At 62.5% G+C, this 26,510-nt stretch carries 29 protein-coding genes and 1 other annotated feature; of the genes, 14 read left to right on the forward strand and 15 right to left on the reverse strand.

Features of this window, described 5'->3' with window-relative positions:
- Window positions 1-10 precede the first annotated feature (10 nt).
- The 5 genes from minD to aspS all read left to right on the forward strand — a co-directional run bounded on the left by minD (window position 11) and on the right by aspS (window position 5,789).
- Entirely contained in the window at window positions 11-751 is a 741-nt protein-coding gene (gene minD, locus NE547_RS08410; RefSeq protein WP_186907390.1) for a septum site-determining protein MinD, read from the forward strand.
- Window positions 752-778: 27 nt separating this feature from the next.
- Window positions 779-1,195, forward strand: a complete 417-nt coding sequence (locus tag NE547_RS08415; RefSeq protein WP_186907391.1) for a methylglyoxal synthase — start codon at window positions 779-781, stop codon at window positions 1,193-1,195.
- Between the two features lie 441 nt (window positions 1,196-1,636).
- Entirely contained in the window at window positions 1,637-2,998 is a 1,362-nt protein-coding gene (hisS, locus tag NE547_RS08420; RefSeq protein ID WP_256175358.1) for a histidine--tRNA ligase, read from the forward strand.
- Window positions 2,995-3,948 carry an S-layer homology domain-containing protein gene (locus NE547_RS18380; RefSeq protein ID WP_287879569.1) on the forward strand — a complete coding sequence of 318 codons (954 nt, stop codon included), beginning with the start codon at window positions 2,995-2,997 and terminating at the stop codon, window positions 3,946-3,948. Before hisS ends, NE547_RS18380 begins: the two co-directional genes overlap by 4 nt.
- A 50-nt stretch (window positions 3,949-3,998) precedes the next feature.
- A complete protein-coding gene (gene aspS / locus NE547_RS08430) occupies window positions 3,999-5,789 on the forward strand; it encodes an aspartate--tRNA ligase (protein WP_256175360.1) in 1,791 nt (596 codons plus the stop codon).
- A gap of 65 nt (window positions 5,790-5,854) precedes the next feature.
- On the opposite strand, the gene NE547_RS08435 is transcribed toward aspS, so the two are convergent.
- Window positions 5,855-6,160 carry a helix-turn-helix domain-containing protein gene (locus tag NE547_RS08435; protein WP_186907395.1) on the reverse strand — a complete coding sequence of 102 codons (306 nt, stop codon included), beginning with the start codon at window positions 6,158-6,160 and terminating at the stop codon, window positions 5,855-5,857.
- 113 nt (window positions 6,161-6,273) lie between these two features.
- Here NE547_RS08435 and NE547_RS08440 point away from each other — a divergent pair, with 113 nt between their 5' ends.
- Complete coding sequence (locus NE547_RS08440; RefSeq protein WP_186907396.1) at window positions 6,274-6,453, forward strand: hypothetical protein; 180 nt, start codon at window positions 6,274-6,276, stop codon at window positions 6,451-6,453.
- Window positions 6,454-6,542: 89 nt separating this feature from the next.
- On the opposite strand, the gene NE547_RS08445 is transcribed toward NE547_RS08440, so the two are convergent.
- Entirely contained in the window at window positions 6,543-7,961 is a 1,419-nt protein-coding gene (locus NE547_RS08445; RefSeq protein WP_186907397.1) for a glycine--tRNA ligase, read from the reverse strand.
- Window positions 7,962-8,016: 55 nt separating this feature from the next.
- Window positions 8,017-8,222: a binding site (T-box leader), on the reverse strand.
- Between the two features lie 69 nt (window positions 8,223-8,291).
- The gene (gene gpr / locus NE547_RS08450; RefSeq protein ID WP_256175362.1) at window positions 8,292-9,197 is read right to left on the reverse strand and encodes a GPR endopeptidase; all 906 of its coding nucleotides are present in this window, start codon (window positions 9,195-9,197) and stop codon (window positions 8,292-8,294) included.
- Between the two features lie 202 nt (window positions 9,198-9,399).
- Between gpr and rpsT the strand changes: the two genes are divergently transcribed.
- Together rpsT and NE547_RS08460 are read left to right on the forward strand one after the other, a co-directional pair.
- Window positions 9,400-9,663, forward strand: coding sequence for a 30S ribosomal protein S20 (gene rpsT / locus NE547_RS08455; RefSeq protein ID WP_207723730.1), 264 nt, complete (start codon window positions 9,400-9,402; stop codon window positions 9,661-9,663).
- 90 nt (window positions 9,664-9,753) lie between these two features.
- Entirely contained in the window at window positions 9,754-10,623 is an 870-nt protein-coding gene (locus tag NE547_RS08460) for a YihY/virulence factor BrkB family protein (protein WP_186907399.1), read from the forward strand.
- 89 nt (window positions 10,624-10,712) lie between these two features.
- On the opposite strand, the gene rnhA is transcribed toward NE547_RS08460, so the two are convergent.
- From rnhA to dnaA, 12 genes are all read right to left on the reverse strand, one after another.
- Window positions 10,713-11,150 (reverse strand): ribonuclease HI, encoded by a 438-nt coding sequence (gene rnhA, locus NE547_RS08465; RefSeq protein WP_256175364.1) that lies wholly within the window; start codon window positions 11,148-11,150, stop codon window positions 10,713-10,715.
- 135 nt (window positions 11,151-11,285) lie between these two features.
- Complete coding sequence (locus NE547_RS08470; protein ID WP_256175366.1) at window positions 11,286-11,645, reverse strand: SHOCT domain-containing protein; 360 nt, start codon at window positions 11,643-11,645, stop codon at window positions 11,286-11,288.
- Window position 11,646: 1 nt separating this feature from the next.
- On the reverse strand, window positions 11,647-14,151 hold the full coding sequence (gene gyrA / locus NE547_RS08475; protein ID WP_256175368.1) for a DNA gyrase subunit A: 2,505 nt from the start codon (window positions 14,149-14,151) through the stop codon (window positions 11,647-11,649).
- A 48-nt stretch (window positions 14,152-14,199) separates the two neighbouring features.
- Window positions 14,200-15,054, reverse strand: a complete 855-nt coding sequence (locus NE547_RS08480; protein WP_256175370.1) for a hypothetical protein — start codon at window positions 15,052-15,054, stop codon at window positions 14,200-14,202.
- Window positions 15,055-15,076: 22 nt separating this feature from the next.
- Complete coding sequence (gyrB, locus tag NE547_RS08485) at window positions 15,077-17,020, reverse strand: DNA topoisomerase (ATP-hydrolyzing) subunit B (RefSeq protein WP_186907404.1); 1,944 nt, start codon at window positions 17,018-17,020, stop codon at window positions 15,077-15,079.
- A gap of 85 nt (window positions 17,021-17,105) precedes the next feature.
- Window positions 17,106-17,369, reverse strand: coding sequence for an extracellular matrix regulator RemB (gene remB, locus NE547_RS08490; RefSeq protein WP_186907405.1), 264 nt, complete (start codon window positions 17,367-17,369; stop codon window positions 17,106-17,108).
- Window positions 17,370-17,408: 39 nt separating this feature from the next.
- Window positions 17,409-17,711 carry a Tat pathway signal protein gene (locus NE547_RS08495; RefSeq protein ID WP_186907406.1) on the reverse strand — a complete coding sequence of 101 codons (303 nt, stop codon included), beginning with the start codon at window positions 17,709-17,711 and terminating at the stop codon, window positions 17,409-17,411.
- A gap of 36 nt (window positions 17,712-17,747) precedes the next feature.
- Window positions 17,748-18,851, reverse strand: coding sequence for a DNA replication/repair protein RecF (recF, locus tag NE547_RS08500; protein ID WP_186907407.1), 1,104 nt, complete (start codon window positions 18,849-18,851; stop codon window positions 17,748-17,750).
- A complete protein-coding gene (locus NE547_RS08505; protein ID WP_186907408.1) occupies window positions 18,848-19,060 on the reverse strand; it encodes an RNA-binding S4 domain-containing protein in 213 nt (70 codons plus the stop codon). Before NE547_RS08505 ends, recF begins: the two co-directional genes overlap by 4 nt.
- Window positions 19,042-19,488: a thioesterase family protein gene (locus tag NE547_RS08510; RefSeq protein ID WP_256175373.1), complete on the reverse strand. Its 447-nt coding sequence runs from the start codon at window positions 19,486-19,488 to the stop codon at window positions 19,042-19,044. The genes NE547_RS08505 and NE547_RS08510 overlap by 19 nt, the downstream gene beginning before the upstream one ends.
- Window positions 19,488-20,600, reverse strand: coding sequence for a DNA polymerase III subunit beta (dnaN, locus tag NE547_RS08515; RefSeq protein ID WP_256175375.1), 1,113 nt, complete (start codon window positions 20,598-20,600; stop codon window positions 19,488-19,490). The genes NE547_RS08510 and dnaN overlap by 1 nt, the downstream gene beginning before the upstream one ends.
- 253 nt (window positions 20,601-20,853) lie before the next feature.
- A complete protein-coding gene (dnaA, locus tag NE547_RS08520; RefSeq protein WP_186907411.1) occupies window positions 20,854-22,167 on the reverse strand; it encodes a chromosomal replication initiator protein DnaA in 1,314 nt (437 codons plus the stop codon).
- Window positions 22,168-22,592: 425 nt separating this feature from the next.
- Here dnaA and rpmH point away from each other — a divergent pair, with 425 nt between their 5' ends.
- The 6 genes from rpmH (at window position 22,593) to NE547_RS08550 (ending at window position 26,399) form a co-directional block, all read left to right on the forward strand.
- Complete coding sequence (gene rpmH / locus NE547_RS08525; protein WP_186566784.1) at window positions 22,593-22,727, forward strand: 50S ribosomal protein L34; 135 nt, start codon at window positions 22,593-22,595, stop codon at window positions 22,725-22,727.
- Window positions 22,728-22,821: 94 nt separating this feature from the next.
- Complete coding sequence (gene rnpA / locus NE547_RS08530) at window positions 22,822-23,172, forward strand: ribonuclease P protein component (protein ID WP_256175380.1); 351 nt, start codon at window positions 22,822-22,824, stop codon at window positions 23,170-23,172.
- Window positions 23,169-23,387, forward strand: a complete 219-nt coding sequence (gene yidD / locus NE547_RS08535; RefSeq protein ID WP_186907414.1) for a membrane protein insertion efficiency factor YidD — start codon at window positions 23,169-23,171, stop codon at window positions 23,385-23,387. The genes rnpA and yidD overlap by 4 nt, the downstream gene beginning before the upstream one ends.
- A 121-nt stretch (window positions 23,388-23,508) precedes the next feature.
- Entirely contained in the window at window positions 23,509-24,957 is a 1,449-nt protein-coding gene (locus NE547_RS08540; RefSeq protein ID WP_256175382.1) for a YidC/Oxa1 family membrane protein insertase, read from the forward strand.
- Window positions 24,958-25,000: 43 nt separating this feature from the next.
- Complete coding sequence (gene jag / locus NE547_RS08545) at window positions 25,001-25,792, forward strand: RNA-binding cell elongation regulator Jag/EloR (RefSeq protein WP_186907416.1); 792 nt, start codon at window positions 25,001-25,003, stop codon at window positions 25,790-25,792.
- Window positions 25,793-26,075: 283 nt separating this feature from the next.
- Window positions 26,076-26,399, forward strand: coding sequence for a hypothetical protein (locus NE547_RS08550; RefSeq protein ID WP_256175384.1), 324 nt, complete (start codon window positions 26,076-26,078; stop codon window positions 26,397-26,399).
- Window positions 26,400-26,510 lie beyond the last annotated feature (111 nt).

A 26,510-nucleotide genomic window follows, 5' to 3' on the forward strand; every position in this document is an offset into this window, starting at 1 on the left:
GAGGAACGCTATGGCCACTTCGATCGTGATCACCTCCGGCAAGGGCGGTACGGGAAAGACCTCCCTCACCGGCGGAGTCGCCTCCTGTTTGGCCGCCCTGGGGCACCGGGTCCTGTGCATCGACATGGACATCGGCCTGCGCAATCTGGACCTTTCCCTGGGCCTGAGCGACCGGGCGCTGATGGATTTCACCGACGTGCTGGAGGGCCGCTGCTCCCTGGAGCGGGCGGCGGTGGCGCATCCGGTCATCCGCGGGCTTTATCTGCTGACCGCCCCCATCCTGCTGCCGGTGCGCCCCCTGTCCGGGCAGGCCATGGCGCAGCTGGTGCGCCAGGCGAAAGAGGACTTCGATTTTGTCCTGATGGACTCCCCCGCCGGTCTGGGCGAGGGATTCCAGCTGGCGGTGTGCGCGGCCGACCGGGCCGTGGTGGTCTGTACTACCGACGCCTCCGCCCTGCGGGACGCGCAGCGAACAGTGGCCCTGCTGCGCGGGCGGATCTCCCGCATCCATCTTGTGGTCAACCGGGTGCAGCCCAGGCTGCTCAAGCGCCTGCATACCACCATCGACGACGCCATGGATACCGCCGGCCTGCCCCTGCTGGGCGTGGTACCGGAGGACCCCCAGGTGATGCTCTGCGCCAACCGGGGAGAACCGCTGATCCTGGCGGCCAGCCGCGGGGCCGCCGTGGCCTATCTGAACATTGCCAAACGCCTGTTGGGGCAGCGCTCCCCGCTGATGAAGCTGAAATAGAAGAGCAGATAAGAGAGGTAACGAGCCATGAATATTGCACTGATGAGCCACGATCGGAAGAAAGAGCTGATGGTCCAGTTTTGCATCGCATACTGCGGCATCCTGTCCAAGCATACGATCTGTGCCACCAACACCACGGGTAAGCTTGTAGCCGAGGCCACCGGTCTGCCGGTCAGCCTCTTCCTCTCCCATGCCCATGGCGGCAGCCAGCAGATCGGCGCGCGCATCGCCTACAACGAGATCGATATGGTCCTCTTCTTTTCCGATCCTCAGTCCAACGACCTGGATGCGGACCTGAACTATATCACGCGCCTGTGCGACCAGTACAACATCCCCTTCGCCACCAACGTGGCCACCGCCGAGATGCTCATCCACGGCCTGGAGCGGGGCGACTTGGACTGGCGGGATATCATCAACCCCAAAACAAAGCCCTTTACCGCGTAACCAGAGCGCATGCTCCCGGCGCCGCCTGCGGCGGCGCGGCGGAGCATGCGGGAAAGCGCGCCGTTCTCTTGACTTTTTTCGGAAAATGAGATACCATCAATAGCACCGCGACGACGGGGCATGAGTAGCCCGGATACCGCCGGACAGAGAAAAACGCCATGGCTGAAAGCGTTTACGGCAAGGACCGGGGGAAAGACGGCCTCAGCAGCGGGTATGGAGACATACACGGCCCGCTCCCCGTAACCGGAGCAAAAGGGCGGCTCTGCGGCCGCTGAACATGGGTGGCACCACGAAAGCAGGCGCTTTCGTCCCGTGATACGGGATGAGAGCGCCTTTTTAAGGTCATTCCGGGCGGGCGCAGGCTCTTTGCAGAATCCCTTGACGCCGCGCCTGCGGCGTTCCGGCGCCCGCCGGATACGGTTCATAAAGGAGGATACCCCAATGGCAAAATTGAAACCCCGCACCCTCTCCGGCTTTCTGGAGCTGCTGCCGGAGCGGCAGGTACAGTTTGAGCGCATGGTGGAGACCCTGCGCCGCACCTACTCCCTCTATGGCTTCACCCCGCTGGACACCCCCCTGATCGAGGCCAGCGAGGTGCTGCTGGCCAAGGGCGGCGGCGAGACGGAAAAGCAGATCTACCGCTTTACCAAGGGGGACACCGACCTGTCCCTGCGCTTTGATCTGACGGTCCCGCTGGCCAAATACGTGGCCCTGCACCAGAACGAACTCGCCTTTCCCTTCCGCCGGTTCCAGATCGGCAAGGTCTACCGGGGAGAGCGGGCCCAGCGGGGCCGCTTTCGGGAATTTTATCAGGCCGACATCGACGTCATTGGAGACGGCAGCCTGGACATCCTCAACGAGGCGGAGATCCCTTCCATCATCTATAAAACGTTCACCGCCCTCGGGCTGAAGCGCTTTAAGATCCGGGTAAACAACCGCAAGGTGCTGGGCGGACTGTTTGCCCTGCTGGGGCTGGAGCGGCAGAGCGCGGACGTGATGCGCACCATCGACAAGCTGGAGAAGATCGGCGCGGAACAGGTACGCACCATCCTCGTGGACGACTTCGCCGTCCCCGCCGCCACCGCCGGACAGCTGCTGGAGCTGCTCTCCACCGCCGACCCGCTGGCCTCCCTGGCGGCCTTGAAGGGGCGCAGCGCGCTCCTGGATCAGGGTGTGGAGGAGCTGAACACCGTGGTCCGCTCCATGTCCGCCTTCGGCGTTCCGGAAGACCACTTTACGGTGGACCTGACCATTGCCCGGGGCCTGGATTACTACACTGGCACGGTCTACGAGACCGTCATGCTGGACCACCCGGAGATCGGTTCCATCTGTTCCGGGGGGCGTTATGATAACTTAGCGGAATACTACACCGATAAACAACTGCCCGGAGTAGGCATTTCCATCGGTCTGACCCGTCTGTTCTTCGTTTTGGAGGATCAGGGCTACCTGAACGACCACCTGCTCACCGCCCCGGCGGACGCGCTGATCCTGCCCATGACCGAGGACCTCTCCCCCGCCATCTCCTTTGCCACCACCCTGCGGGATGCGGGCATCCGGACGCAGCTGCACGGCGAGAAGAAGAAGTTCAAGCAGAAGCTGGCCTATGCGGACAAGCTTTCGATCCCCTACGCGGTCTTCCTGGGGGAGGACGAGGTGAACGCCGGGAAGGTCACCGTTAAGGACCTTTCTTCCGGCGCGCAGCAGACCCTCTCCCCGGCCGAGGCCGTGCTCCTGATCCAAACCGGCCTGACCGCCCGGCAGGGCGGCACGCCTATTTTAGAACCGGAGGGAACCAACCAATGAAAAGGCTCGTGTGTATGATCCTGTCCCTGGCCCTGTGCCTGTCCCTGAGCGTCCCCGCCCTGGCCGTGAGCGTGGAGAACCGTTTCCCCGACAAGCAGACCTATCGTGGCTTTACCGACGTGCTGGAGCGGGACTGGTTCTATTCCGCCGTCAATACCTGCTACCGGGTCGGCCTGATGAACGGCACCAACGCCGGTTTCCAGCCCAATAAGGTGCTCACCGCAGGCGAGGTGGCGGCCATTGCCGCGCGTATCCACGCCACCGTGAACGACGCCGTGCTCCCCGCCCCTTCCACCGATCCCTCCCTCCCCTGGTACCAGCAATCCATGGACTACCTGTCCGGTCTGGGCGTGAGCCTGCCCGACGGCGCCAAAAACGCCACCCGGCTGGAATTTGTGCAAATGCTCTCCGCCGTGCTCACCGACGAGCTTTTGGAGCCCATCAACACCATCACCGCCCTGCCCGACACCAGCGACGCCGCCGTGCTGCGCTTCTACAACGCGGGGATCCTGACCGGCGTGGACGACTACGGCACCTTCTCCGGCGGCAAGACCCTTACCCGGGCGGAATGCGCCGCCATGGTCTCCCGCATCGTGCGCACCGCCCAGCGGCAGTCCTTCACCCCCGCCGACGCGCGCTCCTTCCAGGCCGCCGGGATGGAGCCCGCTACCGTGCTCTTCTCCCTGGACGGGCGCACCGTCACCGCCAGGGAGTTCCTGCCCCTGGTCATGGAGCGCATCCGCTTTTTGGAGGGGCAGTGCAAAGGCGGCTATATGGACTTCAACTGGAACAACCTCCATGGGGACCTGACCTACCGGGAGGACGTGCTCCAATACGCCATGGATCACCTCGATGTGAGTGAGCGGATCGGTACCGCCGCCTATCAGAATTTTGACGTGCAGGTCTTCTACAGCACCCTCATCGACCTGCGGGGCGGCGCACCCCTTTGATGATATCGCGTTATATTTTTAGCTGATTATACGAATTGGAGTTGATTTTCATGGGCCATACGGCCAATTCCTACCGCAGCCACACCTGCGGAGAGCTGCGCATGGAGCATGTGGGCCAGACCGTCAGGCTGGCCGGCTTTCTGGAAAATCTGCGGGAGGTGGGCAGCAGCTTTGCCTTCGCGGTGCTGCGGGACTTCTACGGGGTGACCCAGCTCGTCATTGAAAACGAGGAGACCCTGCGCATGTTCAAAGACCTGAACAAGGAATCCACCCTGGCGGTCGAAGGCGTGGTGCGGGAACGGGACTCCAAGAATCCCAAACTGCCCACGGGCGACGTGGAGGTGGTCCCCGCCCGCGTGGAGGTGCTGGGCCGCTGCCGCCACAACGAGCTGCCCTTCCAAGTCAACCGCAGCCGGGAGGCCGACGAGTCCGCCCGGCTCAAATACCGCTACCTGGACCTGCGCAACCCCGCGGTCAAGCGCAATATCATCCTGCGCTGCCATGTGGTCTCCGCCCTGCGCCGCGCCATGACCGAGCAGGGCTTCCTGGAGATCACCACCCCCATCCTTACCGCCTCCTCCCCGGAGGGCGCCCGGGACTACCTGGTGCCCAGCCGGAAGCACCCCGGCAAGTTCTACGCGCTGCCCCAGGCCCCGCAGCAGTTCAAGCAGCTGCTGATGGCCTCCGGCTTCGACAAGTACTTTCAGATCGCCCCCTGCTTCCGGGACGAGGACGCCCGGGGCGACCGCTCCCCCGGCGAGTTTTACCAGCTGGACCTGGAGATGGCCTTTGCCGGGCAGGAGGATGTGTTTGCCGTTCTGGAGCAGGTGCTGCCCCCCATCTTTGCCCAGTACGGCACCTACAGCATAGCCTCCGACGCCCCCTTTACCCGCATCCCCTATCTTGAGGCCATGGAGAAATACGGCTCCGACAAGCCCGACCTGCGGATCGACCTGACCGTTGCCGACGCCACCGCACTGCTCGCGGACTGCGGCTTCGGCCCCTTTGCGGGCCACACCGTGAAGGCCGTGGTGGTGTCCGATTTTTCCGGTACCCGCAAGCAGATCGACCAGCTGTGCGCCGATGTGGAGGTCCAGGCCGGGGAGAAGGCCTACTGGTTCCGCCTGGACGAGCAGGGCGAGCTGGTGGGCGGCATCTCCAAGTTCGTGCAGGAGAAAAAGGACGCGGTCATCCGCGCCCTGGGCCTGCAGCCCAACTGCTTTGTGGGCCTTACCGCCGGAACGCGCCTCACCGCCCAAAAGACCGCCGGCGTACTGCGCAATAAGCTGGGCAATTTCTGCCCCGGCCACATGGACCGGGAGCGCTACGAATTCTGCTGGATCGTGGATTTCCCCATGTATGAGATCGGTGAGGAATCCGGGGCGCTGGAGTTCTGCCACAATCCCTTCTCCATGCCCAACGGCGGTCTGGAGATCCTGAAGCGTGCCGCCGCGGGAGCGGTGGATCCCCTGACCATCACCGCCTATCAGTACGACCTGGTATGCAACGGCGTGGAGCTCTCCTCCGGCGCGGTGCGCAACCACGACCCTGAGATCATGGTGGAGGCCTTCCAGCTGGTAGGCCTGGGGGAGGAGGATGTAAAGGCCAAGTTCCCCGCCATGTACAACGCCTTCACCTACGGAGCGCCCCCCCACGCGGGCATCGCCCCCGGCGTGGACCGGATGGTCATGCTCCTCTCCGGGGAGGACTCCATCCGCGAGGTCATCCCCTTCCCCATGAACAAGAACGCCCAGGACCTGATGATGGGCGCGCCTTCTTTTGTGGAACCCAAGCAATTAGACGAGCTGAACATCCAAATCACCGCCCGGGAAGACGCGTAAGCGCGCCCTTGCTCCAAACCACGGCCCCGGCCGCGCCGCAGACTTGCGGCGCGGCCGGGGCCGTGTCATCGCTCGCCCAGCAGGGTCCCCAAAAAGACCGAAAGGGCCTGCCGCTGAATGGGCGTCAGCCGGTCCACCTGCCGGAGCAGGGCCTCACGCTCTGTGTCCTGCCCCGAGGGCTGGTCAAAAAACTGCTTCAGCGAGACGCCCAGCGCATCGCACAGCAAGGACAGGCTCTCCACCGAGATCCCCTTCTCGCCCAGCTCCACCGACCGCAGGAAGCTTTGGGACAGTCCGCACTGGTTGGCCAGCCGATTCGTGGTCCATCCTTTCGTCTCCCGGAGCGCGGCGATGCGCTTTCCTATCTCCATAAAAATACCTCGTCCCGTTTTTGTTATAACAATAGCAAAAACCGAAGGCTATATTTACATCTATAATAATTTATATTATATTTATAAATATATTCTCAAGGAGATGAGGGCAAATGGATCGGAAAACCGCGGAACAGAGGCGCTCCCTGGCACAAACAGAGGACCTGGACCGGTTAAAGGGCCAGTACCAATGTGTCAGCGACTCCGTGCTGCTCAAGTGGATGCAGGCCGTCACCGGGACCCATCGGGAGGCCATGGCGGCGGTGCTGCGGGAGCGGGGGCATACGGTATGAGCCGGCGCGGCCCATCCGGGCGGCACGGACGCCCGCGGAACAACCGGAAGCCGCCGGACACAGCTGTGTCCTGCGGCTTCCGGTTGTTTTCAGAACTTCACACGCTCGGCGATATAGGCCTTGACCTGATCGATGGGGATCCGGACCTGCTCCATGGTGTCCCGCTCCCGGACGGTGACGCAGTGGTCGGCCTCGGTCTTGTCGTCCCCCACGGTCTGGAAGTCCACCGTAATGCAGAAGGGCGTGCCGATCTCGTCCTGGCGGCGGTAGCGCTTGCCGATGGAGCCGGCCTCGTCGTAGTCCACCATAAAGTCGCGGGCCAGCGCATCCCGCAGCTCCAGCGCCTTCTCCCCCAGCTTCTTGGACAGGGGCAGCACGGCGCATTTGAAGGGGGCCAGGGCCGGATGGAAGCGCATGACGGTGCGCACGTCGTTCTTCTCGGCGTCCACGACCTCCTCGTCGTAGGCTTCCACCAGAAACGCCAGCGTGACCCGGTCGGCGCCCAGGGAGGGCTCGATCACGTAGGGGATATAGTGCTCGTTCTTCTCCTGGTCGAAGTAGGTCAGGTCCTTGCCGGAGTGCTCCTGATGCTGCTTCAGGTCATAGTCCGTGCGGTCGGCCACGCCCCAAAGCTCGCCCCAGCCGAAGGGGAATAAAAACTCAAAGTCGGTGGTCGCCTTGGAATAGAAGGCCAGCTCCTCCGGCTCGTGGTCCCGCAGGCGCAGGTCCTCGTCCTTGATGCCCAGGTTCAGCAGCCACTGATGGCAGAACTCCCGCCAGTAGGAGAACCACTCCAGGTCGGTGCCCGGCTGGCAGAAGAACTCCAGCTCCATCTGCTCGAACTCCCGGATGCGGAAGATAAAGTTGCCCGGGGTGATCTCGTTGCGGAAGGACTTGCCCACCTGGCACACGCCGAAGGGCAGCTTTTTCCGGGTGGTGCGCTGGATGGCCGGGAAGTTGACAAAGATGCCCTGGGCCGTCTCGGGGCGCAGATAGACCTCGGTGCTGCTGTCCTCGGTGACGCCCTGGTGGGTCTTGAACATGAGGTTAAACTTGCGGATATCGGTAAAATCGCTCTTGCCGCAGCCGGGACAGGTAACGCCGTTGTCCCGGATAAAGGCCACCAGCTCGTCCTGGGTCATGGCTTCCACGTTCACGTCGGTACGGGCGTTCTCCGCGCACCAGTTCTCGATGAGCTTGTCGGCCCGGTGGCGCATTTTGCAGGCCTTGCAGTCGATCAGCGGGTCGTTGAAGGTGGAGACGTGGCCGGAGGCCACCCACACCTCGGGATTCATGAGGATGGCGGCGTCCAGGCCCACGTTGCAGGGGCTCTCCTGGACAAACTTTTTCCACCAGGCGCGCTTGACGTTGTTCTTCAGCTCCACGCCCAGGGGGCCGTAATCCCAGGAATTGGCCAGCCCGCCGTAAATCTCGCTGCCCGGATAGACGAACCCCCGCCCCTTGCAGAGGTTGACGACCTGCTCCATGGTCTTTTCCGTATTTTTCATCGAAACACACTCCTTTATGGTAATTTCTGCGCAAAACAAAACGCCCTGAGCATCTGCTCAGGGCGAACGTTGTCCGCGGTGCCACCTGAATTCGGGATTTCCGGGGAAATCCCGCGCTCTTGCCCGGTAACGGCGGGTCCGGCGGGGCATTTCCGCCCCGCGGCTCGCGGGCGCCTTCCCGCCGGTTCCCGCAGAGCCTCGCACCGCCCGGCTCCTCTCTGAAACGGGTCCCGGGGTACTCCTCCCGGTCCTTGCCTTTCCTTCGTGAGGGGTATTGTATCACCTTTTCCCCGGAGCGTCAAGCAAAACCCTCCGGGCAGGCGGGGCGCATCAGCTCAGCAGCAGGTCGATATCCGCCACGTCCAGGCCGCTCTGCAGCGCCAGATCGATCCCGTATCCGATCACCTTGGCCAGGTCGCCGACCTGGGTATCCACCTCCCGGGGGGTGACGATCAGGTTCTCCCCCGCCCCGGACAGGGCCGCCGGGTCCAGGTCCTCCCGGCCCGCCTCGCTCAGCAGGTCGCAGGCCAGGGTAGCCGCGTCCACCACCGTGGGCACGCCGATGGCAATGACGGGCACCCCCAGCGTCTCCCGGTTCAGGGCCATACGGTGGTTGCCCACGCCCGAGCCGGGGACGATGCCGGTATCGGAGAGCTGCACCGTCCGCCCCACCCGGCGCAGGCTCCGGGACGCCAAAGCGTCCACCGCCAGCACACAGGCCGGGCGGGTCTTTTCCACCACGGCGGAAATAAGTTCCCCGCTCTCCATGCCGGTGGTGCCCAGCACCCCCGCCGCCAGGGCGGACACGGGCCGGAACGCGCCGAACTGCTCCGGGACCCGCTCTACCAGATGGCGGGTGACCAGGGTGTGGTCGGCGGCCTTGGGGCCGATCCCGTCCGGCGTGATGGCCCGGTTGCCCAGGCCCGCCACCAGCACCGCATCCCCCTCCTTCAGGTCCAGCAGGCCGCGCAGCTCCGCCGCCAGCGCCCGGGCCGCCCGTGGAAACGCGTCCTCCTCCCGGCGCAGCAGGCCATCCAGCTCCACCGTGATATAGGTCCCCACCGGCTTGCCCAGGGCCTGGGCGCCGCTTTCGTCCAGGATACGCACAGTCGTGACCTTGTAGCCCTCCCGCACGCTGTCCCTGGCCTGCACGCCTCTGAGCTGCGTGGTCTCCCCCGCCTGCTCCTGCCAGAGCTGTGTGGCCTCCACCGCCAGGTCTGTCCGCCGTTTCAACATGTGCAGTACTCCTTTCGCGGCACAAGATATGGTGCCGTCTTGCCGATTTGGTACTATTTTTTGCCCAAGCGCAGGTCCTATGCAAAAAAGTATGAAAAAATCGAAAAAAATAGTTGCAATTTTGGGGCTTGGCTGTTACAATAAATATCTGCACGGGCAAACTGTGTATCAAATCATATCGTCATCGGAGGAGGTGTTTGGTTTGCCGAATATTAAGTCTGCCAAAAAGCGTGTCCTGGTCAACGCAACCAAGGCTGCGCAGAACAAGGCCGCTAAGTCCGCGCTGAAGACCGACATCAAGAAGTTCGAGGCCGCGGTGGCCGAAGGCAACCGCAGCGAGGCCGAGGGCGCTTACAAGGTGGCCGTCAAGGCGGTTGACAAGGCTGCGGGCCACGGTCTTCTGCACCAGAACAACGCCGCGCGCAAGAAGAGCGCTATGACCCTCAAGCTCAACAAGCTGGCCTGACCGGACCTGGGTCAACAGAAACCGCCTGCACATGCAGGCGGTTTTTTGCTGCTTGATGCGGTTATCCTGTTACGGTGAGGAGGTGTTCCTTTGAAGGACCTGCTGCAAAAGGAGCCGGTCAAATTTGCCCTGGAACTGGCGGATATCTATTTTTCCAAGCGGGTGGCCCGCTCCGCGGCGGAACTGGCCTATTTCCTCATTCTCACCTTTTTCCCCATCCTCATCTGTCTCAACGCCTTTATCGGTCTGCTCCACGTGGATATCAACACCCTGATGGAGGCCGCCGCTCCCTTTTTTCCAAAGGAAACGGTCAGCATTCTGGCCGATTACGTCAGCTATATTACCACCAACCAGTCTTCCGGCCTGCTGGCGGCGGGGGTGGTGATGACGCTCTTCTCCTCCTCGGCGGCGTTTCGCGCCCTGATGAACATTATGGGCGAGATCTACGAACGCAAGAGCTACCGGGGCGTGTGGCAGATCGTGGCCAGCGTGGCGTTTTCCATCCTCTTTCTCGTCACGATCTACCTCTCCCTGGCCGTCCTGCTCACCGGCGAGTGGCTGTTTCAGCTGGCGGAGCAGCTGTTCCACCTGAACAGCGGCACCCTGCCCTGGGACTGGCAGTGGCTGCGCTTTCTCATCCTGTTCTGCCTGGTGCTCCTGTTCGTGATGGTAGTCTACCGCATGTCCGCCCCCCGGGGCAAGCCCCGTCCCCCCCTTCTGACCGGCGCGGTGCTCTCCTCCGCCGCCCTGGTGGCCGCCTCGGCCCTGTTCTCCTGGTTCATCGGCATGTCCTCCCGGTATTCCCTGGTGTACGGGTCCCTGGCCTCGGTCATCATCCTGCTGGTCTGGCTCTATCTCTGCGGTAATATTCTGATCCTGGGCAATGTGTTCAACTGCGTCTGGTACCGGCGCAAAAAAATACGCTATCTGAAAAAGCTCCGGGAGCAGGACGCGCCCTGACCGCTCCGCCCCGCGGCCGCAAAAGCGGAAACGCCGCTTCTGCAGCAGCAAAGCCGTGCGCATCTGCGCACGGCTTTGCTGCGTTTTTCCTATTGATACTTCCGGCTCTCCGCCACGGCCAGCTCGTCGCAGCGGTTATTATACTGGTTCTGGGCGTGGCCCTTGACCCAGTGCAGGCGCACCGTATGGTATTCGCACAGCTCCAGCAGGCGCCCCCACAGATCGCTGTTCAGGGCCGGTTTCTTATCGGACTTGATCCAGCCCCGGGCCCTCCAGCCCTTGGCCCAGCCCTTCTCCAGCGCGTCGACGACGTACTTGGAGTCGGAATAGAGCTCCACGGCGCAGGGCTGCTTCAGCGCCTCCAGGGCGGTGATGACGCCGGTAAGCTCCATGCGGTTGTTGGTGGTGTGGGCCTCCCCGCCGGAAAGTTCCTTCTGAACCGCCCCGTATTGCAGGATGGCCCCCCATCCGCCGGGGCCGGGATTGCCGGAGCACGCCCCGTCCGTATAGATGGTGACCGTTTTCATATACCCTCCTTGGGGGCGGTCCTGCCGCACGCGGCAGCGTGCGCCGGCCACTTCCGCCCGGTAATCGCTTAACCGCCTAGGGCCGGGATCGCCGGAGCACGCCCCGGCGCAGATGGCGGCTTGCCCCGCGGCCCCTTACAGCTCGTTCAAAATTTCCTTCCGCTTCTGCTCGTACTCCTCCTGGGTGATCAGACGCTGGTCATAGAGCGCGCGCAGCTGTTCCAGCCGGGCCTGGGGGGAAGCGGAGGCGCAGGTCTGCTCCTCCGCCCCGTCCTCTTCGATGCGGATCTCGGGGCCCACATAGCTCTTGCCGAAGGCCTGATAAAAATTCATGCCCGTGATCCCGACGGCGATCAGCGTCCAGAGGATTCCGAAGGGACCGAAGGTGGGAATCGCCACAAACAGGCCGATCAGCACGAAAAGGATCCCCACCACGCCGCCGAAGACGGCCTGGCTCTTACTGGGCCGATAGGTCATACGCCGGTTTCGTCTCATTTCAGCCCTCCTCGGCGGCCTCGCCGGAGTCTTCCTCCTCCTCATGGTCGGTGCGGGCGAAGGAGATGACCTTGACCCCCTCCTCCAGGTTCATGATCTTCACGCCCTGGGCGGCGCGGCCGTAGACGGAGATGCCGGACACGGCCATGCGGATGATGACGCCGGCGTCGCTGATGACCAGGATATCGTCCTCGTCGCTGACCACCTTGACGCCCACCACCGGGCCGGTCTTCTCGGTGACCTGGTAGCCCTTCAGGCCGAAGCCGCCCCGCTTCTGCGGGCCGTCGGCGCGGATATACTCGTCCATCAGGGTGCGCTTGCCGTAGCCGTTCTCGGTGACCATCAGCACCTGATGGTCGTACTTGGCCCGGGCGGCGCCGATGACATAGTCCCCCGGGCGCAGGTTGATGCCCCGCACGCCGCAGGCGTCCCGGCCCATGCAGCGCACGTCGTTCTCCAGGAAGCAGATGGCCATCCCGTCGTGGGTGGCGATGAGGATGCACTGCTCCCCGTCGGTCTCCCGCACGCAGATCAGGTCGTCCCCCTCGTCCAGGGTGATGCAGCGGATGCCCGCCTTGCGGGCGGTATTGATGGCGGAGAGCTGGATGCGCTTTACCGTGCCGTTTCGGGTCACCATGACCAGGTAGCGGTCTTCGGGGAATTCCCGCAGGTGGATCATGGCGGTGACCTTCTCATCCTGCTCCACCGGCAGCACATTGCCGATGTAGGTGCCCTTGGCCGTGCGCCCCGCCTCGGCGATCTGATAGCCCTTCTTCCGGTGGACCCGGCCCTTATTGGTAAAGAAGAGGATAAAATCATGGGTGGAGGCGGTGAAGACCGTTTCCACATAGTCCTCGTCCTTGAGGGTCTGGGCGGTGATGCCCTTGCCGCCCCGGCGCTGGGCCTTGTAGGCGGAAACGGGGGTGCGCTTGATATACCCGGCGGCTGTGAGGGTGAAGACGCACTCCTCCTCCTCGATCAGGTCCTCCACGTCCAGATCGTCCTCGGCAAAGGCGATCTCGGTGACCCGGTCGTCGCCGTATTTGCTGCGGATCTCGGTCAGTTCGTCCTTGAGCACCTGCTTCAAAAGGCCCTCGTCGCTGAGCAGCTGGTTGAAGTAGGCGATGCGCTCCTCCAGCTCCTTGTACTCGGCCTCCAGCTTCTCCCGGTTCAGGCCCTGAAGGGCGATCAGGCGCATTTCGCAGATGGCCTGGGCCTGCACGTCGTCCAGGCCGAAGCGCGCCATCAGGTTTTCCTTGGCGTTGTCATAGCTCTGGCGAATGATCCGGATGACCTCGTCGATATTGTCCTGGGCGATGAGCAGTCCCTCCAGCAGGTGGGCCCGCTCCTGCGCCTTGCGCAGGTCGAACTTGGTGCGCCGGAGGATGACCTCCTCCTGGAAGGCCAGGTATTCGTCCAGGATATGCCGCAGGGAGAGGATGCGGGGCTGGGACTGGTTGTTGACCAGCGCCAGCATGTTGATGGCGAAGGTGATCTGGAGCTGGGTCTGGGCGAACAGCCGGTTGAGCACCACCTGGGCGTTGGCGTCCTTCTTCAGCTCGATGACGATGCGCATGCCGTTGCGGTCCGACTCGTCCCGAATGTCGGAGATCCCCTCCAGGCGCTTGTCCTCCACCTGGTCGGCCATGTTCTTGATAAGCATGCGCTTGTTGACCTGATAGGGGATCTCGGTGACGATGATGCGGGTGCGGTTGTTGCCGAACTCCTCAAACTCCGTACGGGCCCGGACCCGGATGTGTCCCTTCCCGGTGGCGTAGGCCTGCCGGATGCCGGCCCGGCCCATGATCATGCCCCGGGTGGGGAAATCGGGTCCCTTGACGTATTCCATCAGGTCGTCCAGGGTGGCCTCGGGGTTGTCCAGCACACAGACGGCCGCGTCGATGACCTCCCGCAGGTTGTGGGGCGGGATGTTGGTGGCCATACCCACGGCGATGCCGCTGGAGCCGTTGACCAGCAGGTTGGGGAAGCGGCTGGGGAGCACCCGCGGTTCCTTCCGGGATTCGTCAAAGTTGGGGTCCCAGTCTACCGTCTCCTTTTCGATGTCCCGCAGCATCTCCTGGGAGATCTTGTCCAGCCGGGCCTCGGTGTACCGGTAGGCGGCGGGGGGGTCTCCATCCACGGAGCCAAAGTTGCCGTGGCCGTCCACCAGAGGGTAACGCATGGAGAAATCCTGGGCCAGGCGGACCAGCGCATCGTAGACGCTGGCGTCGCCGTGGGGATGGTAACGGCCCAGCACGTCGCCCACGCAGGTGGCCGACTTTTTAAAGGGCTTGTCGTGGGTCAGGTTATCCTCGTACATGGCGTAGAGGATGCGCCGGTGGACCGGCTTGAGCCCGTCCCGCACGTCGGGAAGGGCCCGGCCTACGATGACGCTCATGGCATATTCGATATAGGACTGCTCCATCTCGGGCACCAGAGGAGACGTGACGATCTTCTGTCCCGGGAAACGGATCTCCTCGGGATCGTACTGTGGTTTCTTACTCATTCAATAACAGCCTTTCTCACTCAAAAAGGATTTACTGGTCCCGGCTGATCAGCCCGGCGTCTGCAGCATTTGGATCTGCTCCGCCGTCAGCTCCACATAGGGAATGGAAAGCTCCCTGGCCTCCCCCAGGTAGGGGGCCAGCCACGCCTGGTATTGGGACGCGTCCACCGGATGATCCCACGTGATGTCCCCTTCGGTGGTGATGTAGTAGACGAACCCGGTCTTGCTGGCGTCCACCTCGTCCGGGTATCCCTCCAGGCCAAGGGCCTTATCCCAGGCGTCCACCGCGCCCACCTGCTGGTAGCTGTCGCTCTCGGGCAGGTATTGGTAGAGGAAGTAGGGCCAGAAGGAGCCGCCCTTTCCCTGGTTGTGGGACCAGCCCGCCATGACGGCGCCATTATCGTAAAAGGTCAGCAGGGGAAATTCCTCCAATTGCTTGCGAAGCTCTCCCGTCGCCTCGTCCCAATCATAGACGAAGCCCCGCTCCCCGGCCACGATTGTGGTGGTGTAGAGAAGGATCAGCTCCTCCCTCCCGTCCCCGTCCACGTCCCAGACGGAAAACTGATTTTCCGCCATCGCCTCTCTCTCACGGATACTTCCGATATAGCCGCCGGAATCGCCGGTCCCGTCGGGCAGGACCCCCGTGTCCAGCAGCTTGTTCAGCGCGGCGCCATAGGCCGCCCGGGCGGGGGCGTTCTCCTCGCTCAGCATGGACATCTGCGGCGGCTCCGAGGTCACTTCCGGCGTGGGCGACGGCTCAAGCTCGTCGGAAGGGCTGGGCGCGGGGGTCTGTACGGCAGCGGTGGGGGCCTGCTTCGGCGTATCCACAGCCGGGGTGCTCCCGCAGGCGGACAGCGTGAGGCACGCCGCCGTGCAAAGGGCGACCACACTTGCTTTTTTCATCTTGACGCCGCTCCTCTCCTGCTCAGTAGTCCAGATTCACGGCGTATTTGGCGTTGCGCTCGATGAATTCCTTGCGGGGCTCCACCTTCTCGCCCATGAGGATGGAGAACGTCTCGTCGGCCCGGATGGCGTCGTCCAGCTCGATGCGCTTCAGCGTGCGCTTCTCCGGGTCCATGGTGGTCTCCCACAGCTCATGGGGGTTCATTTCGCCCAAGCCCTTAAAGCGGGAGATGTCCACCTTGGCGTTGGGGTTATCGCCCCGCAGCTCGCCGGAGATACGGTCCCGCTCCTCCTCCGAGAAGGCCAGCCGGGTGGTCTTGCCGCGGCTGAGCTTGAACAGCGGCGGCACGGCGGCGTAGACGTAGCCGTGCTCGATCAGCGGACGCATGAAGCGGAAGAAGAAGGTGAGCAGCAGCGTGCGGATATGAGAGCCGTCCACATCGGCATCGGCCATAATGATGACCTTGTGATAGCGCAGCCTGCTCACGTCGAACTCGTCCCCGATGCCCGCGCCCAGCGCGGTGATGACGGGCTGAAGCTTGTCGTTTCCATAGACCTTGTCGGCCCTGGCCTTCTCCACGTTGAGCATCTTGCCCCACAGGGGGAGGATGGCCTGGAAGCGGGAATCCCGGCCCTGGGTGGCCGAGCCGCCGGCGGAATCGCCCTCGACGATATAGATTTCGGTCAGTTCGGGGTTGTTTTCATTGCAGTCCCGCAGTTTGTCGGGCATGGCGGCTCCGCCCAGCGCGGTCTTGCGGCGGATGGACTCCCGTGCCTTGCGGGCGGCCTCCCGGGCGCGGTTGGCCATCAGCGCCTTGTCCAGGATCGCCTTGCCCACCCCCGGGTTCTCCTCCAGAAATTCCTCCAGCTTGTCGCTGACGATACCCGCCACCAGGGTGCGGATCTCCGAGTTGCCCAGCTTGGCCTTGGTCTGGCCCTCAAACTGGGCGTCGGTGAGCTTGACGGAGATGATGCAGGTAAGGCCCTCCCGGCAGTCTTCGCCGGAGACCTTCTCCTCGTCCTTGAGGATCTTCATCTTTTTGCCGTAGTTGTTGAGCACGGTGGTCAGCGCCCGCTTAAAGCCCTCCTCGTGCATGCCGCCTTCCGGGGTGTGCACGTTGTTGGCAAAGGAGATGATGCTCTCGTTATACCCGTCGTTGTACTGGAAGGCCACCTCCGCCATGGAGTCTTCCCGGCTGCCGGACATATACACCACGCTGTCGTGGATGGGCGTTTTGGCCCGGTTGAGCCAGGTGACGAACTCCCGGATGCCGCCTGCGTAGTGCATCTCGTCGGACTGCTCCCGGCCGGCGCGCTCGTCGATAGTGCGGATGCGCACGCCCGCGTTGAGGAAGGCCTCCTCCCGCATGCGGGTATGAAGCGTTTCATAATTGTACTCGGTGATCTCAAACATGGACCGGTCGGGCTTAAAGACCACCTCGGTGCCGTGGCGCTCGGTGTCCCCCACCATCTGCATGGGCTGGGTCACATTGCCGCGGGAAAACTTCATCTCATAGATCTTCCCGTCTTTGTAGACCCGCACCTCCAGCCACTCGCTCAGGGCGTTGACCACGCTGGCGCCCACGCCGTGCAGGCCGCCGGAGACCTTATAGCCCCCTCCGCCGAACTTTCCGCCCGCATGAAGGATGGTAAAGACCACCTCCAGGGCGGGCTTCCCGGTCTGCTGCTGGATATCCACCGGGATACCGCGGCCGTTGTCCACCACCGTGATGATATCCCCCTCGGAGATCTTTACGGTGATCTCGTCGCAGTACCCGGCCAGCGCCTCGTCGATGGCGTTGTCCACGATCTCATATACCAGATGGTGCAGTCCGCTCTCCGAGGTGGAGCCGATATACATGCCCGGGCGCTTGCGGACGGCCTCAAGCCCCTCCAGCACCTGGATCTCGGATGCGCCGTACTCATGCTCCACCTGGGTGGCGCCGTTTTCAAAAGTTTCAGACATCAAATAACCTCCATTGGGATATCGGGCGGCCAAAGGCCGCCCCTACAAAGCGTTGTAGGAGCCGACTTCGGCGGTCCGTCCTGCTTTATTCAAATAAATTGTTTTCCGCCCGGCCCCGCAGGGTGGCGGTGGAGAGCTGGGAAAGATAGACCACCGGCGCGTCCTGTCCGCTGCGGCAGAGCACAAAGGACTTGGGCAGCTCGTCGGAGACGTTGATCACCCTGCCCTCCCGCTGGGCCTGGTCCAGCATCCTGCGGGTGCGGTGGGACGCGCTGGTGTTGTCCAGGTCGAAGATGCCCACCACATCCCGGTAGGGCACGACCACCGATTGTCCTAAATGCAGATACATATGTCCGTTTCTCCTTTGCCTGCGGATGCAATGCCGCTTTCACCGGCCGTCCACCACCCTGGGCCGCCAGAACCACTTCCAAAACCGCCAGCCGGCGAACAGGCCCGCCAGCAGCGCCAGAGCCGGCAAACCGGGGAAAAACAGCACCTGCGTCAGCGGGGAGACCTGCTCCGACGCCCAGAGGTTCCACCGTCCCGCCGCGATCAGAAGCGCCAGCACGGCCGCCGCCAGACCGGGCAGCACCCGCCACCGCTTTCTTCGGGTAAAGCGGCAGACCGCATATTGGATCACCGCCCCCAACAGAAACGGCAGCAAAACGAATCCAGCCAGGATGATCGGCATAGCGTCCTCCTTCTCCCCCGCGCCGGGCGGCGGGGCTCACACCAGCGTTCCTGCGTGGATGTGGAAGGTCTTCCCCTCCCGCAGGCGCCCCAGCCCCATATCCTCGCAGCAGGTGATAAAGACCTGGCCGCTGGTGATCCGGCCCAGCACGAACGCCTGCCGCCGCGGGTCCAGCTCGGAAAGCACGTCGTCCAGCAGCAGCACCGGCCATTCGCCCGTCTCCTGAAAAAAAATCTCCCGGCAGGCCAATTTCAACGACAGCGCCGCCGTGCGGGTCTGTCCCTGAGAGGCAAAGGTCTTGGCGCTTTTCCCGTCGATCTCCACGTCCAAATCGTCCTTATGGGGGCCGGAAAGGCATTGCCGGGACTCCAGTTCGGCCTGCCGGTGCCGCTCCTGATGCTCCAGCAGCTGGGGCAGGATCTCCCGCGGGGCGGCCTCCGGATCGGTCACGGTCTTCACCGTCTCATAATGCAGCTCCAACCGCTCCCGGCCTCCGGAAAAATCCAGATGGATGGCGGGCGTGACCTCCCGCAGGCGCTTGACGAAGTGGGCCCGGTAATGGATGAGCACCGCCCCCGTCTGGGCCATGCGGAGGTTGAATTCGTCCAGCGCGTCCAGCAGGGAGGGCTTTTCCGTACCGTCCCGGAGGATGCGGGTCTTGTGCTCATAAAGCCTGCGGTACTCGGCCAGGGCCTCGGCATACCGGGGGCGCAGCTGGCTGATGCAGCCGTCCAGAAACCGCCGGCGCACTAAGGCCCCCTCCCGGATCAGGTACAGATCCTCCGGGCAAAACAGAACGGTGTTCAGCACCCCCGCCAGCTCCCCGGCGGACTTGAGGCGCACGCCGTTGGAGAACAGCTGCCGCCGCCCGCCCCGGGAGAGGCGGGCCTCCAGCGTAAAATCCCGCTGCCGGGCGCTGACCTGGGCCTGCACAAAGGCGTGGTCCACCCCGAATTGGATCAATTCCCGGTCATACCGGGCCCGGTGGGAAGACGCGGTGGACAAATACGCCACTGCTTCCAGCAGATTGGTCTTCCCTTGGGCATTCTCCCCGTAGATCACGTTGACGCCCGGGTGGAACCCGGCCTCCAGGTGCAGGTAATTGCGGAAAAAATCCAGAGAGATGGAGCGGACGATCATAGGATCCTCAGCTTCACGGGCCCGAGCTGGGCGGTATCCCCGCTGCGCAGCTTCCGCCCCCGCTGTGTGCAGACGGCCCCGTTGACCAGCACGCCGCCGGCCTGGATCAGCTCCTTGGCCTCCCCGCCGGTCTCGGTGAGCCCCTCGAACTTCAGCAGCGCGTCCAGACGGATAAACTCGGTGATGATCTTCACATCTCGCTCTTCCATGCGCCCTCCTTGCCCGCCAGGGCCTCAAATCGTTGATACAGCTCCGGCCGCAGCCGCTTGAGCGCGGCCGGCCGTCCCTTCTTCCGGTCGTAGAAAAAGTGGCGGCTCTCCCCCTCGCACCGCAGTGTCCCCGTCTCAACGTCCACCATCCGGTAAGCCAGGGCCAGCCTGGCCGGGGAAAGGGCGGTAATGCTCAGAAAAACATCCACATGCTCCCCAAAGCGGGTCATGGAGCGGTAATGGCAGCTGACGTCGGTCAGGGCGATGTCGATGCCCGCGTCCACCAGCGTCTCATAGCCGCAGCCCAGCTGCTCCATAAAATCGGTGCGGGCCTCCTCCATCCAATGGATATAATTCCCATGGTAGACGATGCCCATGCCGTCCGTCTCATAGAACTGAACTTTTCTGCGGTAGGGCCTCCGTTCCATCAGTCTCCCGCCTTCAGCCGAACGGGCAGCACCATGTACAGAAAGTTCTCGTCGCCCTGGGTGGGCAGGATCACGCAGGGGGAGACGCCGGTGGTCAGCTCCAGGCGGACCCGGTCCGCGGGGGCGGCCTTGAGGGCGTCCATCAGGTACTTGTTGTTGAAGCCGATCTCCAGCCCCTTGCCGTCTCCGGAGATCGGGCACACGTCGGCGGCGTCCCCGATGGCGGTCTTGGTGGAGATGTTCAGCACCCCGTCGTCGAAGATGCAGCGCAGCGGACTTTTCAGCTTGTCGCTGATGATGAGGGAGACGCGGTCGATGGAGGAGATCAGGGCCCTGGTATCCCCCTCTACCTGAATGGTGTTGTTGCGGGGGATGGCCTGGCGGTACGCCAGAAATTCTCCCTCCAGCCGGCGGGAGACCAGCATGGTGCTGCCCACCTTAAACATCACGTGCCGCGCGCCCTGGGTGACGCTGGCGCTCTCGTCGCTGTCGGCGCAGATTTTTTCCACCTCGCTCAGGGCCGCGCCGGGCACCACAAAGGAGAACGTCTCGGCGCCCTCCTTCTTTTCGATGGCCTCATGCCGCAGGGCCAGCCGGTAGCCGTCTACCGACACGACGGTCAGTCCGCTCTCGTCCACCTCAAAAAGGCTGCCGGTGTGGATGGGCCGGCTTTCGTTGTCGCTGACGGCAAAAAGGGTCTGCCCGATCATGGCCTTGAGTACGTTCTGGGGCAGCAGCAGGGAATTTTGATACTCCACAGCGGGCAGCTCCGGGAACTCCTCCGGGTCGGTGGCCAGGATATTGAATTCGCTCATGCCGCACTTGATGTTGACGGTATAGTTGGTGGACTGGAAGCTCACCATGTCGTCGGGCAGCTTGCGGATGATCTCTCCGAACAGACGGGCGCCCAGCACCAGGGTGCCCTGCTCGGAGATTTCGGCGGGCACGGTGGTGCGGATGCCGGTCTCCAGGTTGTAGCCGGTCAGCCGCAGATCGTTTCCCGCTTCCAGAAGGATGCCCTCCAGGGCGGGGATGGAGCTTTTGGGGGATACCGCCCGGGAGGCGGTGGAGATGGCAGCCTGCAGCAGGGCCTTCTCGCAGGTGAATTTCATGGCGTAACCTCCGTTCGCATTTCTCTCTGCGCAGGAGAGGAAGGGATATGAGTTCGTAATAGTAAGCCGTAGGGAAAAAAGATGTGGAAAACCGCCGCAAAGCGTTCGCGGGCAAGAAAAAGCGCGTCCACAGGGGTTGGGGAGAAAACAGCGGCTTTTCCCCACAGAGGGGGAAAGGGACCGGGTTTTCCCCCTTACGTTGTCCACATCTGCACAAAAAGCGGTGAAAATGTGGAAAAACAAACATCCGCTTCTATTCGTACCGGGCGTTGATGTTGGTGTTGATATCCTTGATGACTTCGGCCACCTCAGGGGACTGCTTCATCAGCTTTTCCACCCGTTCGATGGAGTGCATGACGGTGGTATGGTCGCGGTTGTCGAATTCCCGGCCGATCTCTTTCAGGGACAGGTTGGTCATGCGGCGGATCTGGTACATGGCGATCTGCCGGGCCAGGGCGGTATCCTTGGTACGTCCCTGCCCGCGGATGGCCTCGGCGTCGATGTTATAGAATTTGCTGACTTCCTCGATGATGACGTCGGAGGAGGGGAGAAAGTCGGCCTTGTCCTTGAACATGTCCCGCACCGCCCGGGTGACGGTGTCCACGTCCACGCTTTCCCCCATCAGCTCCTGGAAGGCCAGGATTTTATTGACGGTGCCTTCGATCTGGCGCACGTTGGAGGTGATGTTGTCGGCGATGTACTGGAGCACCGGGTCGGGCAGATTCATGCCCCGGCGGATGGCCTTGTTTTTAATGATGGCCACGCGGGTCTCATAGTCGGGGGGCTGGATGTCCACGGGCAGGCCCCACTCGAACCGGGTGCGCAGCCGGTCGTCCAGCCGCAGCATCTCCTTGGGGGGACGGTCGGCGGTAAAGACGATCTGCCGTCCGGCCTCGTAGAGCGTATTGAAGGTATGGAACATCTCCTCCTGGGAGCTCTCCTTGCCGGCGATGAACTGTACGTCGTCCATCAAGAACACGTCGGCGTAGCGGTACTTCTCCCGGAATTCCTGATTGCGGCCCTCCCGGATGGCCTGGATGAGCTCGTTGGTAAAAGAGTCGCCCTTGATATACACGATGCGGAAATTGGGGTTGCCGGCATGGATCTTGTGGGCGATGGCGTAGAGCAGGTGGGTCTTGCCCAGGCCGGATTCCCCGTAAATGAACAGGGGGTTATAGGTCTGGGCGGGCCGCTCGGCCACCGCGAGGGCGGCGGCATGGGCGAACTTGTTGGACGCGCCCACCACAAAGCGCTCGAAGGTATATTCCTCCGTGCCGGGCAAAAAAGTCTCGTCCGCCGGCTTGCCGTACCCCTCCAGCTCTCCCTCTCCCAGCACCGTGACCTTGAAGTCGGCGGAAAACAGCTCGTGGAGGGCCTTTTGGATGGCGGGCACATACCGGGAGACGATGATGTCCCGTTTGAAGTTGGAAGGCGTGTGCAGGACGAAGGTATCCTCGTCCAGGGAGACGGCGATGGCGTCGTCGAACCAGGTGTTGATGGTGGTGGCGGTCATCTCCCCCTCCATCAGGGTGAGCACCTTGGCCCAGATATCAGCCGGGGAATTCATCCCGGATACCACCCCTTTCGTGTGAAGTTTCAATCGATTCATTATACCAGAAAAACCGTTCTCAAGCAACATTTTCACCTCATACATTATAAAAATAAAATGGGAGAAGGAGGGAGGAAGCGCACCGCCCCGTTTTCTGGAAGGGGGCGGCCCCGTGCGGCAGGGGAAAAGAGGCGGGACTTGAGCTGGAAGGGGCTGGGGGACACAATATGTTGTACCGGGAAAAAGGTTGTAAAAAAAGATGCATCCAAGGGGAAAAAATATAGTTGACAGGCCATTTTGAAATAGGCTATAATATCATCTGCATCGTGTGGTCTCATGCGGTGTAAAGCAATTTTACTTTGACGACCGCAGCCGGGCCCGTCCGGCTGTTGTGGTGGGCGGGGGAAACTCCGCTTGATTTTCGTACAGGAGGTGTACCCAAAATGGTTCGTACCTATCAGCCCAAGAAGCGCCAGCGCTCCAAGGAGCACGGGTTCCGCAAGCGCATGCGTACCGCCAATGGCCGCAAGGTGCTGGCTCGCCGCCGCGCCCGGGGCCGCGCCCGTCTGACCCACTGATGCGCGCAGCAAACGGAATAGGGCTTTCATAAAAGGGGCGGAGGAGCGATCCTACCGCCCCTGCGCAGCATGCAGAGAAAAAGGGGAAAGCAGCGTGAAACATACCATCTCCCTCAAGCAGAACCATGAATTCCGCCGTCTTTACAGCAAGGGAAAAAGCGCCGTCTGCCCCTGCCTGGCCCTGTACTGCCGGAAAAACCGGCAGGGGCGCAGCAGGCTGGGGATCACCGTGGGGGTGAAAGTAGGCAAGGCCGTGTGCCGTAACCGCACCCGCCGCCGTATCCGGGAGGCCTATCGCCTCCATGAGGAGCAGTTTCTTCCCGGATACGATTTGGTCGTGGTGGCCCGGGTCCGGGCCGGCCGCGCCCCCTACCGGGAGATCGAGCGCAGCCTGCTCCAGCTGGCGGACAAGCTGGGTCTGCTGCAAAAGGAGGCACGCTCGTGAAACGGCTGCTGCTGGCCCTGATCGGGGCCTACCGCAAGTACATTTCCCCCTGCCGTCCCCCCTGCTGCCGCTTCATCCCCACCTGCTCGGCGTACGCCCTGGAGGCGGTGGAGAAGTACGGCGCGTTCAAGGGGGGCGCGCTGGCCCTGCGGCGTATTCTGAAATGCCAGCCCTTCCACCGTCAGGCGTCCATCGAGTACGACCCCGTCCCTTAGAGCCGGACGGAGCCTTCTGCAGAATGCCGGCGGAACGGCCGCCGCGCCGCCCGCCCGTCCTTCGGCAGGTACTGAAACCGGCTTTGAAGCGGGACCACAAATGAAACTTGGAGGCGTCCAAATGGATTTTGCACAGATCATCCTCTCCCCCTTCGTATGGCTGCTGACCGTTTTTTACAATCTCTTCGGCAGCTATGGTCTGGCGCTCATTTTCTTTGCCATCGTGGTCAAGCTGATCCTCTTCCCCTTCTCCCTGAAGGGAAAGCGCAGCATGATCCAGATGAACATGCTTTCCGACAAGATGCAGAAGCTCCAGAAGCAGTACGGCAAGGACAAAGAGCGCTATAACCTGGAGGTCCAGAAGCTCTACGAGAAGGAAAAGGTCAACCCCATGAGCGGCTGCCTTTGGTCCTTCGTTCCCCTGCTGATCCTGCTCCCCCTGTATGCCATCATCCGCCAGCCCCTGAAGTATATGATGGGCGTCAATTCCCAGGACCTGCTCAACGCGGTGGCCAACGCCGTGCAGTGGAACAGCGCCGCGCTGGATATGGGCTGGATCAAGGAAGCGGCCGACAGCTTTGCCAATACCGGTTACAACCAGCTCTATCTGGCCTCTCTCATCACCCCGGAGAACCTGGCCTCCGTCCAGGCCGCCGTGGGCGAGGCCGGAAGCAAGATCTTTTCCATCAATTTTGATTTCCTGGGCCTGATCGACCTGTCCCAGACGCCCCAGCTGAAGTTCTGGACCATCAGCGGAGGCTTTGGCCTGTTCCTGCTGCCGGTCATCTCCGCCGCGTCGGGCTTCGTGTTCTCCCTCATCTCCATGAAGACGAATTCCGTCAACCAGAAGAGCGCCCAGGCGGCCAACAACGCCACGGCCAAAAGCATGCTCATCGTCTCCCCCCTGATGTCTCTGTGGATCGGCTTTGCCATGCCCGCCGCCCTGTGCGTATACTGGATCGCCAACAACCTTTTGTCCATGCTCCAGGAATTCCTCTGCGGCAAGCTGCTGAAGAAGGACTATGAAAAGGCCGCCGCGCAGCAGGCGGAGCGGGAACGCCAGGAAAAAGAGGAGGAGAAGGAGCGCCGCCGCCTTGCCGCTGAAGAGCGCGCCCGCCGTCTGGAGGAAGAAAAGCAGAATAAGGGCAGGAAGAAGAAAGCTGAGAAAAAGCCCGCCGAGGAGGAGGAAAAGATCCCCGGCGCGGTGAAAGAGGCCAGCCGGGTCGGGATGCGTCAGTATGCCCGCGGCCGCGCCTATGATCCCTACCGCTACAGCGCCGAAGGCCCTACCGCTTATCCGGGCGCCGCCCCTGTTTTCCAGAAGAAGGAAGACACCAGGGCGCTGGAGAAGGAGTCCGACGAACTGGAACAGGTCGCTCTGGAGCAGGCCGCCGACGAAGCGATTGTGGAGGCTATCCGGGAGGAGCAGGCCGGCGCCGCCCCTGAGGGGCTGAGCGAGACGCCCGTCCTGGAGACTCCTACCTATGAAGCCCCCGATTATGACGCGGCGGAAGCCGAGGCTCCCTATGCGGAAGAGTCGGAAGAGTCGGAAGACAAGGACAAGGAGTAACGGCAGCCTGCCGTTGGTTCCATCATAAGGAGAGATATACCCAATGCTGAAATGGATTGAAAGCACCGGCAGGACCGAGGACGCCGCCATCGAGGCCGCCCTGGCCAAGCTGGGTATGGATCGGGACGAGGTCTCCGTGGAGATCCTGGAGCGGGCCAAGTCCGGTTTTCTGGGCATCGGAAGCTGTCCGGCCAAGGTGAAGGTGACCTACGAGGCCCCCGATGAACCCGAGCAGGTCCCCGTAAAGAAGGCGCCTGCCGCGGCTCCGCCGGCCAAAGCCGCCCCCACCGCCAAGGCCCCTGCCGCGCCGAAGGCAGAATCCAAGCCGGTCGAGGCGGCATCCGCGCCCCGGCCCGTCGCCCCCACAGATGGGGAAAAGACGGAACAGATCGTACAGTTCATCACCGGCCTGCTGGAGCACATGGGCTCCGTCGCCCGCCCGGTGGTGCAGCTGGATGATGAGGGCAACTATCAGGTAGAGCTGGTGGGCGAACATCTGGGCGGCCTGATCGGCCGCCGGGGCGAGACCCTGGACGCCATCCAGCAGCTTACCGGCTATGCCGTCAACCACGGACAGTCCAAGCGCGTGCGCATCCATGTGGACGCCGAGGGCTATCGCGCCAAGCGGGAAGAATCCCTGGTCCGCCTGGCCCGCAAGGTGGCGGGCAAGGTGGTCAAGTATCGCCGCAACGTTACCCTGGAGCCCATGAACGCCTACGAGCGCCATGTGATCCACACCGCGCTTCAGGATTATCCCGACGTGACCACCTACTCCATCGGAACAGAGCCCAACCGCCGCACGGTAGTGGCCTTCAGCCGGGGCGAGCGGCGCTGAAGCCGGATCTGACCCAGGCTGCAGGGAAGCGGCGTGCATCAAAACGGACCTTTCTCCGGAGCATATCCGGAGAAAGGTCCGTTTTTTATCCCAATGCGGGGCAAAAATGTGGAAAACTTTTTGAAAAACCCCCTTGTCGAACTCGAACATATGTTATATAATTTGATCGAACGAAAGTTCTATAGAACAATTGTTTTTAAAAGGCCGCAATTAAAGGACCGTTTTATGGGACTGATTATGGGGTACGATAGGTCTGTCAAGGACCGATCAGGAGGGAAACGCCATGGAGACGATTTATTACAGCTTAGACGCCAAACGCCTGACCATCTGTGCCGATGCGCAGGGCTGCAGAGCCAGCGGCGGAACGGAGAGCGTCTGCTACGCCTTTGTACCCCGCCGTGTCTCCACACAGCGCCCGGCGCAGGCCAAGGTAGTAAATATCGCGGACTACCGCGGGGCCGGGAAAACCTCTGCTGCGGAAGAGCGGGAGGCGCCCTCCCGCCCGGAAGCCCCCCTCCCCCGCCGGCGTGGCCTTTCCTTCGGTTTGATGCTGGATCTGGCGGTGTCAGCCGCCATCCTGGGCGTGTTGGCGGGTCAGGTAGAATAAGTTTCGCAAAAAGACAAAGAGACATGGTTTGCAGATGTCTGGTAGAATGAAGTTGCGACACCACCATTCGAAAGGAGACAGCAAACCATGTCCGAAAAGATTGTACAGCTA

Source organism: Flavonifractor sp. DFI.6.63 (assembly GCF_024462255.1).
Lineage (GTDB): Bacteria > Bacillota > Clostridia > Oscillospirales > Oscillospiraceae > Lawsonibacter_A > Lawsonibacter_A hominis.

Excerpts from the sequence above, each read along its gene's own strand:
- aspS (WP_256175360.1), top strand. The coding sequence starts at position 3,999 with ATGGGCCATACGGCCAATTCCTACCGCAGCCACACCTGCGGAGAGCTG.
- recF (WP_186907407.1), bottom strand. The coding sequence starts at position 18,851 with ATGATCGTCCGCTCCATCTCTCTGGATTTTTTCCGCAATTACCTGCAC.
- NE547_RS08480 (WP_256175370.1), bottom strand. The coding sequence starts at position 15,054 with ATGAAAAAAGCAAGTGTGGTCGCCCTTTGCACGGCGGCGTGCCTCACG.
- dnaA (WP_186907411.1), bottom strand. The coding sequence starts at position 22,167 with ATGAATTCCCCGGCTGATATCTGGGCCAAGGTGCTCACCCTGATGGAG.
- NE547_RS08510 (WP_256175373.1), bottom strand. The coding sequence starts at position 19,488 with ATGGAACGGAGGCCCTACCGCAGAAAAGTTCAGTTCTATGAGACGGAC.
- remB (WP_186907405.1), bottom strand. The coding sequence starts at position 17,369 with ATGTATCTGCATTTAGGACAATCGGTGGTCGTGCCCTACCGGGATGTG.
- jag (WP_186907416.1), top strand. The coding sequence starts at position 25,001 with ATGCTGAAATGGATTGAAAGCACCGGCAGGACCGAGGACGCCGCCATC.
- dnaN (WP_256175375.1), bottom strand. The coding sequence starts at position 20,600 with ATGAAATTCACCTGCGAGAAGGCCCTGCTGCAGGCTGCCATCTCCACC.
- gpr (WP_256175362.1), bottom strand. The coding sequence starts at position 9,197 with ATGTTGAAACGGCGGACAGACCTGGCGGTGGAGGCCACACAGCTCTGG.
- NE547_RS08540 (WP_256175382.1), top strand. The coding sequence starts at position 23,509 with ATGGATTTTGCACAGATCATCCTCTCCCCCTTCGTATGGCTGCTGACC.
- NE547_RS08440 (WP_186907396.1), top strand. The coding sequence starts at position 6,274 with ATGGATCGGAAAACCGCGGAACAGAGGCGCTCCCTGGCACAAACAGAG.
- NE547_RS18380 (WP_287879569.1), top strand. The coding sequence starts at position 2,995 with ATGAAAAGGCTCGTGTGTATGATCCTGTCCCTGGCCCTGTGCCTGTCC.
- NE547_RS08470 (WP_256175366.1), bottom strand. The coding sequence starts at position 11,645 with ATGAGACGAAACCGGCGTATGACCTATCGGCCCAGTAAGAGCCAGGCC.
- NE547_RS08415 (WP_186907391.1), top strand. The coding sequence starts at position 779 with ATGAATATTGCACTGATGAGCCACGATCGGAAGAAAGAGCTGATGGTC.
- minD (WP_186907390.1), top strand. The coding sequence starts at position 11 with ATGGCCACTTCGATCGTGATCACCTCCGGCAAGGGCGGTACGGGAAAG.
- NE547_RS08505 (WP_186907408.1), bottom strand. The coding sequence starts at position 19,060 with ATGGAAGAGCGAGATGTGAAGATCATCACCGAGTTTATCCGTCTGGAC.
- rnhA (WP_256175364.1), bottom strand. The coding sequence starts at position 11,150 with ATGAAAACGGTCACCATCTATACGGACGGGGCGTGCTCCGGCAATCCC.
- NE547_RS08495 (WP_186907406.1), bottom strand. The coding sequence starts at position 17,711 with ATGCCGATCATCCTGGCTGGATTCGTTTTGCTGCCGTTTCTGTTGGGG.
- NE547_RS08435 (WP_186907395.1), bottom strand. The coding sequence starts at position 6,160 with ATGGAGATAGGAAAGCGCATCGCCGCGCTCCGGGAGACGAAAGGATGG.
- gyrA (WP_256175368.1), bottom strand. The coding sequence starts at position 14,151 with ATGAGTAAGAAACCACAGTACGATCCCGAGGAGATCCGTTTCCCGGGA.
- gyrB (WP_186907404.1), bottom strand. The coding sequence starts at position 17,020 with ATGTCTGAAACTTTTGAAAACGGCGCCACCCAGGTGGAGCATGAGTAC.
- rpmH (WP_186566784.1), top strand. The coding sequence starts at position 22,593 with ATGGTTCGTACCTATCAGCCCAAGAAGCGCCAGCGCTCCAAGGAGCAC.
- NE547_RS08550 (WP_256175384.1), top strand. The coding sequence starts at position 26,076 with ATGGAGACGATTTATTACAGCTTAGACGCCAAACGCCTGACCATCTGT.
- hisS (WP_256175358.1), top strand. The coding sequence starts at position 1,637 with ATGGCAAAATTGAAACCCCGCACCCTCTCCGGCTTTCTGGAGCTGCTG.
- NE547_RS08445 (WP_186907397.1), bottom strand. The coding sequence starts at position 7,961 with ATGAAAAATACGGAAAAGACCATGGAGCAGGTCGTCAACCTCTGCAAG.